Source organism: Seonamhaeicola sediminis (genome assembly GCF_004358095.2).
In the GTDB taxonomy this organism is placed as follows: domain Bacteria; phylum Bacteroidota; class Bacteroidia; order Flavobacteriales; family Flavobacteriaceae; genus Seonamhaeicola; species Seonamhaeicola sediminis.
Map to the genome: position 1 here is coordinate 77,812 of NZ_SMZJ02000003.1, position 15,794 is coordinate 93,605.

14 protein-coding genes are annotated in these 15,794 nt (G+C 32.5%); 8 read left to right on the top strand and 6 right to left on the bottom strand.

Annotated features, from left to right (window positions below; all coding sequences use genetic code 11):
• The first annotated feature begins 47 nt into the window (after positions 1-47).
• The 3 genes from E1J38_RS04920 to E1J38_RS04930 all read left to right on the top strand — a co-directional run bounded on the left by E1J38_RS04920 (position 48) and on the right by E1J38_RS04930 (position 3,456).
• Positions 48-1,715 (top strand): TIM barrel protein, encoded by a 1,668-nt coding sequence (locus tag E1J38_RS04920; protein WP_133356064.1) that lies wholly within the window; start codon positions 48-50, stop codon positions 1,713-1,715.
• A gap of 68 nt (positions 1,716-1,783) precedes the next feature.
• On the top strand, positions 1,784-2,563 hold the full coding sequence (locus tag E1J38_RS04925; protein WP_133356065.1) for an SDR family NAD(P)-dependent oxidoreductase: 780 nt from the start codon (positions 1,784-1,786) through the stop codon (positions 2,561-2,563).
• Positions 2,564-2,607: 44 nt separating this feature from the next.
• Entirely contained in the window at positions 2,608-3,456 is an 849-nt protein-coding gene (locus tag E1J38_RS04930) for a fumarylacetoacetate hydrolase family protein (RefSeq protein ID WP_133356066.1), read from the top strand.
• Between the two features lie 261 nt (positions 3,457-3,717).
• Here E1J38_RS04930 and rsmG read toward each other — a convergent pair whose 3' ends face one another.
• Positions 3,718-4,347: a 16S rRNA (guanine(527)-N(7))-methyltransferase RsmG gene (rsmG, locus tag E1J38_RS04935; RefSeq protein WP_133356067.1), complete on the bottom strand. Its 630-nt coding sequence runs from the start codon at positions 4,345-4,347 to the stop codon at positions 3,718-3,720.
• Positions 4,348-4,486: 139 nt separating this feature from the next.
• On the opposite strand from rsmG, the gene E1J38_RS04940 reads away from it, so the two are divergent.
• Together E1J38_RS04940 and E1J38_RS04945 are read left to right on the top strand one after the other, a co-directional pair.
• Complete coding sequence (locus tag E1J38_RS04940; protein ID WP_133356068.1) at positions 4,487-5,581, top strand: fatty acid desaturase family protein; 1,095 nt, start codon at positions 4,487-4,489, stop codon at positions 5,579-5,581.
• Between the two features lie 33 nt (positions 5,582-5,614).
• Positions 5,615-6,799: a pyridoxal phosphate-dependent aminotransferase gene (locus E1J38_RS04945; protein WP_133356069.1), complete on the top strand. Its 1,185-nt coding sequence runs from the start codon at positions 5,615-5,617 to the stop codon at positions 6,797-6,799.
• 65 nt (positions 6,800-6,864) lie between these two features.
• Here the strand turns inward: E1J38_RS04945 and E1J38_RS04950 are convergent, their stop codons facing one another.
• From E1J38_RS04950 to trkA, 4 genes are all read right to left on the bottom strand, one after another.
• Positions 6,865-7,194, bottom strand: coding sequence for a hypothetical protein (locus E1J38_RS04950; RefSeq protein WP_133356070.1), 330 nt, complete (start codon positions 7,192-7,194; stop codon positions 6,865-6,867).
• Positions 7,195-7,325: 131 nt separating this feature from the next.
• Positions 7,326-7,544 carry a hypothetical protein gene (locus E1J38_RS04955; RefSeq protein WP_133356071.1) on the bottom strand — a complete coding sequence of 73 codons (219 nt, stop codon included), beginning with the start codon at positions 7,542-7,544 and terminating at the stop codon, positions 7,326-7,328.
• A gap of 95 nt (positions 7,545-7,639) precedes the next feature.
• Positions 7,640-9,133, bottom strand: coding sequence for a TrkH family potassium uptake protein (locus E1J38_RS04960; protein ID WP_133356072.1), 1,494 nt, complete (start codon positions 9,131-9,133; stop codon positions 7,640-7,642).
• Positions 9,134-9,142: 9 nt separating this feature from the next.
• Positions 9,143-10,492, bottom strand: a complete 1,350-nt coding sequence (gene trkA / locus E1J38_RS04965) for a Trk system potassium transporter TrkA (protein ID WP_133356073.1) — start codon at positions 10,490-10,492, stop codon at positions 9,143-9,145.
• Positions 10,493-10,767: 275 nt separating this feature from the next.
• Between trkA and ubiE the strand changes: the two genes are divergently transcribed.
• On the top strand, positions 10,768-11,493 hold the full coding sequence (gene ubiE / locus E1J38_RS04970; RefSeq protein WP_186525822.1) for a bifunctional demethylmenaquinone methyltransferase/2-methoxy-6-polyprenyl-1,4-benzoquinol methylase UbiE: 726 nt from the start codon (positions 10,768-10,770) through the stop codon (positions 11,491-11,493).
• A gap of 4 nt (positions 11,494-11,497) precedes the next feature.
• Complete coding sequence (porT, locus tag E1J38_RS04975) at positions 11,498-12,223, top strand: type IX secretion/gliding motility protein PorT/SprT (protein ID WP_133356074.1); 726 nt, start codon at positions 11,498-11,500, stop codon at positions 12,221-12,223.
• Positions 12,224-12,265: 42 nt separating this feature from the next.
• Here porT and E1J38_RS04980 read toward each other — a convergent pair whose 3' ends face one another.
• Positions 12,266-12,991 (bottom strand): TrmH family RNA methyltransferase, encoded by a 726-nt coding sequence (locus tag E1J38_RS04980; protein ID WP_133356075.1) that lies wholly within the window; start codon positions 12,989-12,991, stop codon positions 12,266-12,268.
• A gap of 238 nt (positions 12,992-13,229) precedes the next feature.
• Here E1J38_RS04980 and tamL point away from each other — a divergent pair, with 238 nt between their 5' ends.
• Positions 13,230-15,758, top strand: coding sequence for a translocation and assembly module lipoprotein TamL (gene tamL / locus E1J38_RS04985; RefSeq protein WP_133356076.1), 2,529 nt, complete (start codon positions 13,230-13,232; stop codon positions 15,756-15,758).
• The last annotated feature ends 36 nt before the right edge of the window (positions 15,759-15,794 follow it).

A 15,794-nucleotide genomic window follows, 5' to 3' on the forward strand; every position in this document is an offset into this window, starting at 1 on the left:
AAAACCATTTTAAAACAAACACATTAATATAACGTAAGAACTTATAAATGAAATCTTTAATAAAATTATTATTTTTTGTTTTATCAATGTACATAGGAGCTCAGGGCATTGATAAATCTTTGTACGCTTTTGACTTTAAGATGGATAGTTTAACCATTCCCCGGCGGGCAGAACTTTTTGATAAACTTGGCTACAGTGGAACTACTTTTATTGTAAAAAACGATGAACAAATAAAAAAACTACAAGACTATTTAGATACTGAAGTATTTTCTTCAGGAAAATTATCAATTCCCGTAATTTATTTTCCGTTTAATTTCTCTAATGATTTTGAAAAAGAAAACAAATCATGGCGTAAAGTATTAAGTCTATTGCCAGAAGGAACAGATTTATGGGTTATCATCTTGAAGAAAGATGCTACAGAGGAAAAAACCTTAAAGCTTTTGAAAGACATGACATCTGAAGCCCAAAAATTAAATAAGAACATTGTTATATATCCGCACGATAATTGTTTCATAGAATCTGCCGAAGAAGCCATTCCTTACATTGAGGAATTGAATGCACCAAACCTCTATCTAACATTACATTTATGTCATGAATTAAGAGCCGGTAATGGAAACCGTTTGTTAGATGTTGCTATAAAATCAGCTCCATATTTAAAGTTTGCTTCCATTTCAGGTTCTAATATAACCATGTTTGGTAATGATGAAGGAAATTGGTCTGACGCCATAAAACCTTTAGATAAAGGTGATTATGATGTGTCTAAATTTGTATCAGCCTTGCAAAAAATAAAATTTAAAGGCAAAACCATATTACATACTTTTGGTATAGAAGAAGTCCCTCAAGATCACCTGTCTCGTTCTATTAATAAATGGAATACTTTGGTGGACACTACATACAAAACACTACATACTAATCTAAATAACATTCTAGACAATCCAGAAAATGCGTATTGGGACGGTGTTTCAAAAAATTGGTTCATTTCTAGCCTTGGCGGAGAAAAAGTAACGATTGAAAAAGATGGTTACGGGTGGATTACTCGCTTAGACGAAAACGGAAATGTTATATCAAATAGATGGATTGAAGATTTAGATGCACCAACAGGTATGGCATCTCATAAAAACCTGTTGTATGTTGCAGATAGAGGTGTTCTAGTAGAAATAGACATTTCTAAAGGAAAAATTATTAGAAAAATAACTTTACCAAATTCTGAGTTCGCTAATGATGTTGCGGCTACCTCAAACGGAGATATTTACGTATCAGACACATTTACAAACAGTATTTACAAACTACCGAAAGATAAAAATATAGAGATTTTTATAAAAGATGATATCCTAGAGTGTCCTAATGGTTTATGGGTAGATGGACAACATTTAATTGTGGTCACATGGGGTCCAATGACCAATCGTGCAACTTTTGAAACTAGCAGGAAAGGCACGTTAATGAAAATTAATCTAAAAACAAAAGAGATAAAGCCTATAGGTAAAGGGTTACCTATAGCAAACTTTGATGGTGTTATAAAGTATGGCAAGTTCTATTATGCAACAGATTGGACAGGAGGAAGGCTATTAAAGATTAGTGAAGATGGAGATGTAGAAGAAGTAATCTCTGGCTTTTCGCAATTTGCCGATTTAGGTATTAATGCGAAAAAGGGATTAATCATGGTTCCTGAAATGAGTAAAAATCGATTTATTTTTTTAAATCTGAAATCCCTGTAAGCTAAAAGACAATTAAAGTACTTTTCTTAATAAACAATACTATAAACATAATAGCTAGTTGATGTAAAATGAACATATTTAGTTTAAAAAACAAAAAGGCTATTGTTACTGGAGGTAGTAGCGGTATTGGAAGCGCTATTAGCAAAGTTTTAGCGCAACAAGGAGCGTTGGTTTATATTTTAGATTTTGACGAAATAGGAGCTAATAGTGTCATCATGGATATTTTTAAAAAAGGAGGGCAAGCAGTTTTTAAAAAATGTGATATATCTATTAAGAAAGAGGTTGATGATGCGATTAAGTCTGCTGCTGGATCCGAAAAAAAGCTAGATATTATTATTAATAATGCGGGTATAGCTCATATAGGAAGCCTTGAAAAAACAGCTATAGAAGATTTTGACAAACTGTTTTCTGTAAATGTAAAAGGTGTTTTTCATGTAATGAAATCTTCCTTACCCTTTTTGAAATCTACTGGAGGTGTTATTATTAATATGGCTTCTATTGCAGCTTCAGTTGGGATAAAAGACAGGTTTGCTTACAGTATGACCAAAAGTGCTGTAGTTGGGATGACACGCTCAGTAGCTAAAGATTATATAAACTACAATATTCGTTGCAATTGTATTTCACCAGGTAGAGTACATACCCCTTTTGTAAACGGATTTTTAAAGAAAAACTACCCTGGTCAAGAAATGGCCATGTTTAAAAAATTATCAAAGTCCCAGCCTATTGGCAGAATGGGACGACCAGAGGAAGTAGCAAACCTTGTCCTCTATCTATGTTCTGATGAAGCTTCATTTATTACAGGCAGTAATTATGATATTGATGGAGGTTTTACACATTTAACCAATTGATACTTTTACTTTATAAATAATCTACAAATTTTAAAAACAAGACAATGAAATTAATTCGTTTTGGAGCTTTAGAGCAAGAAAAACCTGGTGTTCTAATCAAAGGCGTACGTAAAGACTTATCTTCTGAATTCAAGGACTGGGATAAAGATTTTTTTAATAATGAAGGGCTTAAAAAATTAGATGAATGTCTGAAAAATATTTCGATTTATCCTAATATAGATGAATCTGAACGTTGGGGAGCCTGTGTAGCGCGCCCAGGTAAGGTAATATGCATTGGGCTAAACTATTCTGATCATGCCGAGGAATCTGGAATGGCTATTCCTGAAGAACCCATTATATTTCAAAAAGGTTCTAATACCGTAGTTGGTCCATATGATGATATTATCATCCCTAGAAATTCTAAAAAAACAGATTGGGAAGTGGAATTAGGTGTTATTATTAAAAAAGATACCAGATATCTAAATTCTATTGAAGAAGCCAAAGACTGTATTGCAGGATATTGTACTTCTCATGATGTGTCCGAAAGAGCATTTCAGTTAGAACGAGGTGGCCAATGGACCAAAGGTAAATCTTGCGATAATTTCAACCCTTTAGGCCCTTATTTAGTGACACCTGATGAGATTAATAATGTTCATAACCTTAACATGAGATTATTGGTTAATGGGGTTCAAAAACAAAATGGCAATACTAGTTTTATGATTTTTGGTGTATATCAGATCATTCATCATTTATCTCAATTTATGACATTAGAAGCAGGAGACATCATAAATACAGGAACACCTCCCGGAGTTGGATTAGGTTTTAACCCGCCTCAATATTTAAAAGAGAATGATGTTGTAGAACTTGAAATTGAAGGCTTGGGAAGTCAGAAGCAAGTTTGTGTAAATGCTTAACTTTTTCATTAAGTGAAAGTAAAAATATTTAGGTATTATATAAAAATGACTGTTTGAAATATAAACAATAAAGTACTTTGACAAAACATCGTTTTTCCATTCGAATAATCTTAAAGAACCCCTTTTCTTTAAGCTATTAAATTTAACAAAAAGACCAGCAAGTTAGCTTTAAAAGTTATTATGGCTATGCCTTGCAACTACAAAAAAATATGGCTACTTTTTTACAAAAAGATATCAAGTTCTAGAAGTGAATTCTAAAAATTAGACTTTATACTTCATGGGCAAGTGTACCAATTTCTTTGTTTCAAAAAAGTCTTCCGTATAAAAGTCTGAAAGGTTATAAATAGTAACGGTAGTATAATCTTTTAACTCTTCTGTTAAATCACCCCCTTTTAAATACAGAATCCCATTTTTTAAATTGTTGTTTTGATTTTTTGCAATTTTACCTTTTACCCAATGTACAAAAGTAGGCATAGCAGCAACAGCTCTACTAACAATAAAGTCGTAAGTATCAGTTATATCTTCAACTCTACTGTGAGTGGTTTTTACGTTGGTTAGCCCTAAACCTTCAACCACTTCATTTACTACCTTTAGTTTTTTGGCAATACTATCAACTAAATGAAAAGAACATTCAGGAAACATAATGGCTAATGGAATTCCTGGAAATCCACCACCAGTACCAACATCCATTATTTTTGTACCTGCTTTAAAATTTATCAATTTTGATATTGCCAAGGAGTGCAGTACATGGCGCAAATAAAGCTCATCTATATCTTTACGCGACACCACATTTATCTTTAAATTCCAGTCTTGATAAAGCGTTTCTAGCTTTTTAAACTTTATAATTTGGTCTTCGGAAAGATTAGGAAAATACTTTAATATGAGGTCCATTCTGTTAAATTTTCAACAAAAATATACTTTTTATGTGCATATTTTTAATAAAAAACGTTATTACATAAATGGGTTTATCCCTATCTTTGCGCCCGGTAAGTAAAATACCCACTCTACAAAAACTGAATAAATTAATAGTATGTCAAAACAAGCTCTGTCTTTTTCAAGAAATGACTCCGCAAAGTTTTTTAAAACGTTAAACAAACGTGTTAACTCTTACTTCAAAGAAAATAACCTAAAAAAAACAGGTAACTGGAAACTGTATGTCAAAGCCATTGTAATGTTCTCATTACTAATTGTTCCTGTGATTTTGGTTTTATCTTATGAATTACCGGGTTGGCTACAGATTTTATGCATGGTTATAGTTGGAATTGGAATGGCTGGTGTTGGTATGAATGTGATGCATGATGCTAACCACGGTTCTTTTTCAAGTAAAAAATGGGTTAATAAACTTATGGGTAGTAGTATTTACATTTTAGCTGGTAACGATTACAACTGGAAAGTTCAGCACAATGTACTACACCATACATATACAAACATTCAAGGCCATGATGAAGATATTGATGCCGGAAGAATTATTAGATTTTCTAAGCATGCCAAATGGTATAAATTTCATAAATACCAAAAGTTTTATGCGTTCTTTTTATATGGTTTACTAACGGCTAATTGGGCTATTGTAACAGATTTTATTCAATCATACAATTACCTAAAAAGAAAACTATCTTATGGTAAATTTCCTAATCCTGCTACGCAATGGACAAAACTTATCATAGGAAAAATTGTGTATTATGCTCTTTGGATTGTATTACCGCTTTCCCTTGGAATGGTTTGGTGGAAGGTTTTAATTGGATTTTTTGTAATGCACTATACAGCAGGTATTATTTTAAGTGTTATTTTTCAATTGGCACATGTAATGCCAAATACTGAAATGCCACTACCTGATAATGAAGGAAATATGAAAAACACTTGGGCCATTCATCAATTGTTCACCACATCAAACTTTTCACCTAAAAGCTGGTTTGTTGGGTTTTATACCGGTGGTTTGAACAGACAAGTTGAACATCATTTATTTGCTAACATAAGCCACATTCACTACAAGAAAATAGCAAAAATAGTAAAGGAAACTGCAAAAGAATTTAGCCTACCATACAATGAATATAAAACATTTTGGGGAGCTGTTGCAGAACACTATAATCAGTTAAAAGAACTGGGGAAAAAACCTAGTTTCGCTTAAAACCTATTAATCAACAATAAATAAAAAAATACAATGAGCTTATTATCTGACAGAATTTTAAGTATGTCAACATCTGCTACTTTGGCTATGGCAGCTAAAGCACGCGAACTTAGAGGGGAAGGCAAAGATATTATTGGATTAAGTCTTGGGGAACCCGATTTTAAAGTGCCTGATTTTGTGAAAGAAGCAGCCATTGATGCTATTAATGAGGGGTACAATTCTTATACACCTGTTGATGGTTATGGCGACTTAAAAGATGCCATCATTACTAAATTCAAAAGAGATAATAATCTAAAATATACTCCATCTCAAATAGTAGTTTCAACGGGTGCTAAACAAGCGTTATTTAATATTGCAGGTGTAATGTTAAATGATGGTGACGAGGTTATTTTACCTTGTCCTTACTGGGTAAGTTATGCAGATATTGTAAAATTATTTGGTGGTGTTCCTGTAGAAGTTAAAACCTCTATTAACACAGACTTTAAAATGACTGCGGAACAACTAGAGGCGGCCATTACACCCAAAACCAAAATGATGTGGTTTAGCTCACCTTGTAACCCAAGTGGGTCTGTTTACAGCAAAGAGGAGTTAAAAGCCCTAGTTGGTGTATTAGCAAAACATCCTGATATTTATGTAGTTTCTGATGAAATTTATGAGCATATTAATTACGGAGAAGGACACACCAGTATTGCCGAATTTGAAGAATTGTATGATCGTACCATCACTGTAAATGGTGTTTCTAAGGCCTATGCTATGACTGGGTGGCGTATTGGATACATTGGTGCTCCTGAAAAAATTGCCCGAGCATGCAATAAATTACAAGGTCAGACCACTAGTGGGGCTAACTGTATTGCACAACGTGCTGTAATAACTGCATTGAATGAACCACCATCTCGTATTCAATATATGATTGATGAATTTAATGTACGTAGAGATTTAATTCTAAATTTATTAGGTGACATTGAAGGGTTTAAAACCAACACTCCAGAAGGAGCATTTTATGTTTTCCCAAATGTTTCACATTTTTTCGGAAAAACGCTCAGAGGTAAAACCATTAATAATGCGTCTGATTTTTCGCTTTATCTATTAGAAGAAGCTTTAGTAGCTACCGTAACAGGTGATGCTTTTGGAAATCCGGATTGTATTAGAATTTCATATGCTGCGTCACAAGAACAAATTATTGAAGCAGTAAGAAGAATTAAAGAAGCAGTAAGCTAAAACTAAACTTACTTACATATATATTAAAAAGCCACTGATTAAATGATACGGTGGCTTTTTTTTGTTTAATATTTTATCAGGTAAAAAAGTAATAAAGCAAAAGTTAGTAATATAATCGAAAAGAAAGACCATTGTTTTACATTGGAGCATATATTTTCCTTTTGAATACGTTTTCTAATTTCTACTAATTCATTTTCTGATACTTTTGGAAGATTAGGAAGTTGATTATTTGACCACTTATAGCCTCCTTTGGTTTTTCTAAACCGCCTAGATTTATCAAGCATAATATTCTTATTGCTTTTAAGAGTACTCAACATAGATTCAGACAAAGGCATTTGCAAAATAGTTTTATCTACATTATTAGTGGCAAGTAAATAGAAAATGTTACAATCCAAACTATCATAAATAAGTTACTTTGCGTTAGGGATTGTAGTATTTGTTTGAGTTCTTTTGTGGACACAAAAAACGAGTACGTAAAGCCCGACCTGTTTTTTATAAAACAGGAAGCGCCCAAAAGATTAGTGTATTAAGAATAAACCGTTATTAGTAAAATGACAAAAGCACACACTTTTAAAGCAATTTCAATACCTGAATTTAATTTTTGTTGAGCGCTTTTTATTTGTTGCTTTACACCAAAAAGTGAACTTGGTTTATTTTTATAAAAGTTACTTTTTACGACGCTTTTGTAAGATGAATTTAAGATGCCTCTCCATTCAAACTCTTGATTTGTTACTATTGTTTCCACGGTTAATATTTTTTGATTAGTTTATAACAATAAGACGTCTAAACCACACTTTTGTTACAATAACACCTTAAAAACCAGTGTTTAACAAACTAAAATCATCGGTTGCGCCAAAAGAAAGGCGTAAATAAAATAAGCACCGTAAAGAGCTCTAAACGCCCTATAAGCATTAAAAAAGATGCCCACCATTTTGCTAAAGATGGCAAGGAGGCATAATTATTTACTGGACCGAAATCACCCAGTGCTGGCCCTACATTACCTAAAGTTGAAGCGGATAAACCAATAGCAGATTTAAAATCAATATCAAACATTGAGAATACTAAACTACCGATTATAAACGACAGCATATAAAGAATGAAAAATGCCAATACATTAAATACAATAAATCTATTAATAGCTTTTTTATTATAACGCACAGGTACAATAGCGTTGGGATGTAGCGTACGTTTAAACTCTAAAAAACCATTCTTTATTAATATTAAATGACGTACCACTTTTACGCCTCCTGAAGTACTTCCCGCAGAACCACCAAGAAACATAAGTCCAAAAAAGAAAACCACCAAGAAAGGTGTCCACATGGTATAATCTGCAGTTACAAAACCAGTAGTTGTAATAATGGCTAAAACCTGAAACAATGAATGCCTAAAAGCACTTTCGGCTTCACCTAACACCATGGGGTGATTAACAGAAGAGGCGCTAACATCTGCCCTAAAATAAATTATTACAGCTGCAATAATGGTGAAAACTGCAATAAACTTGAAGTAAAGTTTGAACTCTTCGTCTTGAATAATTTTTTGAACGCGTCCTTTAAATGCAAAATAACTCAATACAAAATTGGTTCCTGCCAAAAACATAAACAGTATGATAATGTATTGTATTAGAGGTTGCCCATTCCAGTGCGCTATACTGGCATTTTTTGTTGAAAACCCACCCGTTGATAGGGTACATAATGCATGATTTATGGCATCAAAAAACGACATACCTGCCAGTTGCAATAGTATAGTTTCAGCAGCAGTATAGCCGAAGTAAATAAGCCACAAACGCTTAGCTGTATCTGTTATTCTTGGATGCAGTTTATCTCCGCTAGGCCCTGGAGCTTCGGCAGCAAAAAGTTGCATACCTCCAATACCCAATAATGGTAAAATAGCTATAGCCAATACTATGATTCCCATACCACCTATCCAATGGGTTAAACTTCTCCAAAACAGAACACCTTTTGGCATAGCTTCAATATCATTTAAAATAGAAGCTCCAGTGGTTGTATAACCCGACATTGTTTCAAAAAAAGCATTTGTAAACTCAGGAATACTCTGAGTAAACACATAAGGCAAGGTTCCAGAAAGCGACATAATTATCCAGCCAAAAGTAACAACTACATAACCGTCCCGTTTATTGATTTCCTTTTTATGATTTCTTGTAAAAAGCATTCCTACAAGTCCTATGGCTAAAGTGATGATTCCGGCATAAAATATTTGCAAGGTAACCCCATCTTTATAAAGTAAGCTTACCAATGCCGATAGTAACATAAAACCACCATTAAACAAAAGTAGCAGCCCTAAAAAGTGTAAAATAATTTTGTAGTTAAGCTTCATAAACAGCTTTTAAAGGAATAACTTTTCAACACGTTTTATAGACTTCAGTAAACAACACACTACAACCCTATCTCCTTCTCTAATAACAAAACTTCCTAAAGCAATCATACCAATTCCATCCCTTATAACACCACCAATAATTGCTGTTCTAGGAAAATCAATAGACCTTATGGCTTTATTACAAACTTCTGACGTTTTCTTTACTTCAAACTCTAGTAGTTCTGCATTAAGATTACTCAATTTGGTCATAGCCACCACTTCTCCTCTACGTATATATCTAAAAATATTATTGGCAGCAAGCAGTTTTTTATTTATTAAAGTATCAATACCAATGGAGTGTGATAAATCAAAATAGTCCATATTCTCAACCAAAGCGATGGTTTTTTTAACCTCTTTTGACTTTGCAACTAAGCAGGACATGATATTGGTTTCAGAATTAGGTCCTACCGCTATAAAGGCATCCATATCTCCAATATTCTCTTCATCAAGCATGTCAACATTACGTCCGTCGCTATTAATTACTAGTACTTTGGTAAGTTCCTCAGCTACTTCAAAAGCCCTATCTCTGTTGCCCTCAAAAAGTTTCACATTCAGTCCTTTTTCACTTAAATCCCTAGCTGTTTTATAGGCTATTTGAGTTCCACCAAGAATCATAACGTTTTTAATTTCCCTATTTACCTTTCCTGTAAGTCTGCAAAGTTCATCAGCACCACCTTCAGATGTAATAAAAACGACGTTATCACCTCTTTTAAATTTGGTATCACCTCTAGGAATGATAGTGTACTGAGTTCCAAAACGCTGAATGGCAATAGGCACAAAATGAATCTCTGGAAATATTTGAGCAGCCTCCTTAACTGTTTTCCCAACAAAAGAAGCACTTCTTGAAAGGGTTAAACCTGCCATGGTTAAAGCTCCATCTTCAAACTCATAATTTTCATTAAAAGACGATTGCTTTAAGGATAGTTCAATTTCGGCCGCAGCTAATGCCTCTGGTGAAATAAGTTCATCGATACCAAACTTCGTAAAACCAACCTCATCTTTATAATGGATAAACTCTGTGTTTGAAATTCTAGCAATAGTTTTTTCTGCACCTAATTGTTTTGCTAAAACACACACTGTAATATTGGTTGTTTCGCTAGAAGTAACCGCTATAAATAGGTCTGCATTTTGTATTCGGGCTTCTTTTAAAATAGCTATAGAGGTGGCATCACCACGAACTACTCTAATATCTAACTGAGAATCGGCATATGCTAAACTCTTTTTATTGGGGTCTATTAGGGTAATTTCTTGAGATTCGTAAGACAATAATTTTGCCAAATGAAATCCAACTTCACCAGCTCCAGCAATAATTATTTTCATGTTGATTTAATCATAAAAAGTAGAACAAAAATACATTAATTTTTTCATTTAAAAATTGATAAATATTAAAGGAAAAATATAAGTTGTAAATAAATTGCCTTAAACGGCTAAACTAAATTTCATAATTTATATCCAACAAAATTTAACATCTACAAAAGGCATATAACACAAGCAAGCTAAAAACTAGAAAATGAACAATATATTATTTAGTAAAGTATTGAATATTGCCTTTTTAAACTAGGAATAATTATGTAGGTTTGCCAAAAACTATTGATTTGTCAAAAATAAAACCTTATAAAGACAGTACTTTAGGTAAGAAAGAACAGGTCACCAAAATGTTTGACAATATTTCTGGAGATTATGATGGTTTAAACCGCGTGATTTCTTTCGGAATTGATGTTAAATGGCGAAAAAAAGTAGTAAAACTTGTAAATGGAACCAATCCGGAGTCTATTTTAGATATTGCCACTGGCACTGGTGATTTAGCTATAAACCTAGCACAAACAAAGGCTTCTAGAATTATCGGTTTAGATATTAGTAGTGGTATGCTTGAAATTGGCAAAGCAAAAGTTTCAAGCAAAAGTTTGGATAACAGAATAGAAATGGTGTTGGGAGACAGTGAAAACATGCCTTTTGATGATAACACCTTTGATGCTATCACGGTTGCATTTGGTATTAGAAATTTTGAGAATCTAGAGAAGGGGTTAAAAGAGATTCTGCGTGTATTAAAACCAAATGGCACCTTTGTTATTTTAGAAACCTCTGTACCAACAAAAACAGTATACAAACAAGGTTATAAATTTTACACCAAAAATATTTTACCCTTAATTGGAAAAGTATTTTCAAAAGACAGGAGTGCGTATAAATATTTAAGTGAATCTGCTTCCGTTTTTCCTTATGGAGAAGCATTAAACAATATTTTGCGTAAAATTGGGTTTATTAATGTGGAAGATTTTCCACAAACCTTTGGGGTGGCTACAATTTATAAATCGTCTAAATGATACCATGAAATATTTTTTTGTTTTAATATCATTCTCATTCATAATTCAGACATCTAATGCTCAACTTTTTACAAAGAAAAAGGTACAGTACGATGCTAACCAAGGAAGACGGTCTACTGATAATGATTTATTAAGATGGGGTTATTTCTTGGGTATTAGTAACTACGATTTTAATTTTGATTATAAACAAGACTTACGAGATATTTACACACAAAAAAGTCCGGGTTTTAATGTTGGTTTAATAGGGAATCTCCGTATAAACAGCTTTTTAGATTTACGTTTAGAACCTGGTTTAATGATTACTAGTAGAGAGTTAAATTACAGTGATAGTTATTTTACTGAAACTGTTTCAGATAATGATTTAATCCGAGAAGTAAAATCCACTTACATCCATATCCCTTTGTTATTGAAAGTTTCAACAAAGCGAATTAACAACTTTAAGCCTTTTATTGTTGGTGGATTTTCAACCGCACTAAACTTATCCAGTAACGAAAATAACCCCAACGATAATAGCAACGGACAATTTAGGACCACAAAAAACAACCTATTCTATGAATTAGGCTTTGGTATTGATTTTTACTTATACAACTTTAAGTTTACGCCCTCTATACGTGGTGTATTTGGCATGAATGATGAATTAGTCAGAGACAAAGACCCCTTAAGTCCATGGACTAGTAACATACACAGTATGCAAACCAGAGCTGTTTTTGTGAATTTTACGTTTCAATAAGATCAGGGATAAAGTTTTTAAGACACTTACTAGGTCGTAGGTCTAACAACTACTTCTTCTAAACTCACTTAATAAAATAGCAGTGGCCGTAGCAACATTTAAACTTTCTGTCTCTTGAAGTTCACCAAATCTTGGTATTGAAATTTTTTTCTTAACTAAACTTTCAACTTCTTTTGATATACCATTTGCTTCATTACCCATAACTAAAACCCCTTCACTAGGTATTTTAATTTTATAAATACTATTACCATCCATAAAAGCTCCAAATGAAGTGAGTTCTGAATCACTTAAAAATTCAATCAAATCAACATAACATATATTAACTCTGGTAATAGACCCCATAGTGGCTTGGATTACTTTTGGGTTAAAACAATCAACCGTTTCTTTACTACACACCAAGTCTTTAATTCCAAACCAGTCACATAGTCTAATAATAGTTCCTAAATTCCCTGGATCCCTTACATCGTCTAAAGCCACTATTAATTGTGTTTTATCAATTGATTTTGATTTAGGAATTTTAAAAATAGACAAAGCCCTATTTGGCGTTTTCAAAAAACTAATTTTTTTAAGTTCTACCTCAGAAATTAAAAATTCGCTTTTGGCATCAATATTGAAGGTTTCTGTCGTATATATTGAATGAAGTTCTAAATTGGATTGTAATAGTTCTCTAATTGTTTTAACGCCCTCAACAACAAATAAACCATGTTGCTGTCTATATTTTTTTTGCTTTAAACTCGTTATTAATTTTATCTGATTTTTAGACAACATGTAATCCGTTTTATATAAAGAAAAAGAAAATATCTGGTTAAATATACTTTAGACCTAAATTATTTATTTAAACTTATAAAAATGAGCATAAATTTCTGAATGTATATAAATTTTTAAAAATTTTCAGAAATCAAAAAAATTTAAACAGATGAAATAATGTATTTTTGAGCAGGTTATCGGCAAGCATTATTTCTAATTATTAATTTATAAACTGTAACCAGAATAATTGTAGTTTCATTTGAAAAAGCTTCTCTTAAAAATACTGTTTTCTCTAATAATAATTCCATTTTTTACGGGTTGTGAAGCTACTAAAAGAGTTGCCGAAGATGACTATTTACTAACTGATAATACAATACTAATAAACGGCAAAAAAGTAGGTTCTGAATCTATTGATAATTTAATTGTTCAAAACCCTAACAGAAAAATTTTAGGAATACCATTAAGGCTTCACCTTTACAATTTAGCACGTAATAATAGAGACTCTTTATTTGAAGCTTGGTTAGACAAAAAGCCTAAACGCAGAGAACGATTAACTAAAAAACTTTCTAAAAAACAAGTAGACAGACTAAAGGCTTCTTCAGTTGGTTTTAACAGTTGGCTTAAAACTACTGGAGAGGCACCAGTTATTTTGGATAATGCAAAAACAGAAAAAACTAAGAAAAGATTAGAACTATATTATAAAGCTAATGGATGGTTTAAAAATGAGGTGTCTTACCAATTAAGTAAAACCAAAAATAAAAGAGCTAGTGTTACCTACAATGTGACTACTGGTAAACCAAAAATTATAGATTCCATTTATTCATCAATTAGCTCACCTGTAATTGACTCGCTATATAAAATATCTAAAGAAAATAGCCTCTTAAAAAAAGGGGAGCAATATAGAGATGCTAATTTTGTAAACGAAAGAGATAGATTAAATAACGCTTTTAGAAACTCTGGCGTGTATCACTTTAATCAAGAAAACATAAGCTTTGATGTTATTTACAATGATGAAAATGAAAGTGTAGATGTTGACATAGACATATCAGACAGAGCTATTGTAACTCCAGATTCTATAACTAGAGAACCATTTAACATCTATGATATAAGAGAGGTAAACATTTATACAGATTATGCATTTAACAAAAGAAATCAAATTCCACAAGACACCATCAAGTTTGGTGGCTATACATTTTATAGCTATGGTAAAATGCGTTATAAACCCAGGGCTTTAACTGATGCTATTTTTATTACCCCTGGAGATATTTTTAAAGACAGAGACCGTACCTTAACATACAGGCATATTAATCAGTTACGAACCTTTAAATACCCAAACATTGAATATACCGAAAACCTTGACAATTCATTATCAAGTACCATTAGGTTATCTCCACTAAAAAAGTTTAGTCTTAGCTTGGGTACTGATGTTTCTACAAGTAATATCCAAAAAGTTGGCTTATCAGTAAATCCTAGTCTTAAAATTAGGAATATTTTTAGGGGGGCCGAAACTTTAGATGTTTCTGCTCTTGGTGCCATAGGCGCATCGGTAGATGCTAATAAAAATGAAGCCGATCCATTTTTTGATATCGTTGAATACGGTCTAGATTTAAAACTCACTATTCCAAGGATACTATCACCTTTTTATACGGAGCGAATCATTCCAAAACACATGTCTCCCAACACTAGAATTGGGTTATCAACTTCTAGTCAAACCAATATTGGTTTAGACAAAACATCCTTACGAGGCACCATAAATTACAATTGGCTCCCTAACAGCAAAAAAACTAATAAACTAGATTTATTCAATGTTCAATACGTAAGAAACTTGAATATAGATAACTATTTTGATGTATATCAAAATTCATTTAGTCTATTAAACAAAATAGCTCAAGACGTTAATTATGTGGCACCTGGAACTGATTTAATTATTCCTAGTGAAACCAATGATTTTATTGATTATGCTTTGGGTGATAGTACACCAGCCGAAATTTCAGATGAGCAATTAAGTGACATAATTAATATCAATGAAAGAAAGCAACGATTAACAGAAGACAACCTAATTCTTTCTTCAAGTTTCAGTTTTGTTAATGATGGTAGAACTAATCTATTTGACGAAAACTTCTCCATTTTTAGGTTTAAAATAGAGTTTGCTGGAAATCTGCTAGCCAATACTTCAAAATTACTGGGACTTAAAAAAGACTCTAATGACAGGTATCAATTATTTAATGTAGCCTTCTCTCAATATGCCAAAACAGAGTTAGAGTTTACCAGACATTGGGATTTGGGAAGTAAAAATGTACTTGCTATGAGAAGTTTCTTTGGTATAGCCATTCCCTATGGAAACTCAAGCAATATACCATTCTCCAAAAGTTTCTTTGCAGGTGGGCCTAATGACAACAGAGCGTGGTCTGCCTATCGCTTAGGTCCTGGAAGTTTAGAATCTGCAAACGAGTTTAACGAAGCTAACCTGAAACTAGCCTTTAATGTTGAACAGCGCTTTAATATTTTTGAAAATTTAAATGGAGCTATTTTTGTTGATGCCGGAAATATCTGGAATGCTCTAGACGATGTTGAAGATCCAAGAGCCACCTTTACTAATTTAAGTTCTTTAAAGAATATTGCTGTAGGGTCTGGTTTTGGTTTACGTTATGACTTTAGTTTTTTTGTCTTCCGTTTTGATATTGGTTTTAAAACCTATAACCCTATCTATACAGAAAATAACAGGTGGTTTAATGATTATAACTTCTCAAATGCTGTTTACAATATTGGTATAAACTATCCTTTCTAGTGTTAACATAGTTATTTACCTATAACGTTTTAGTGA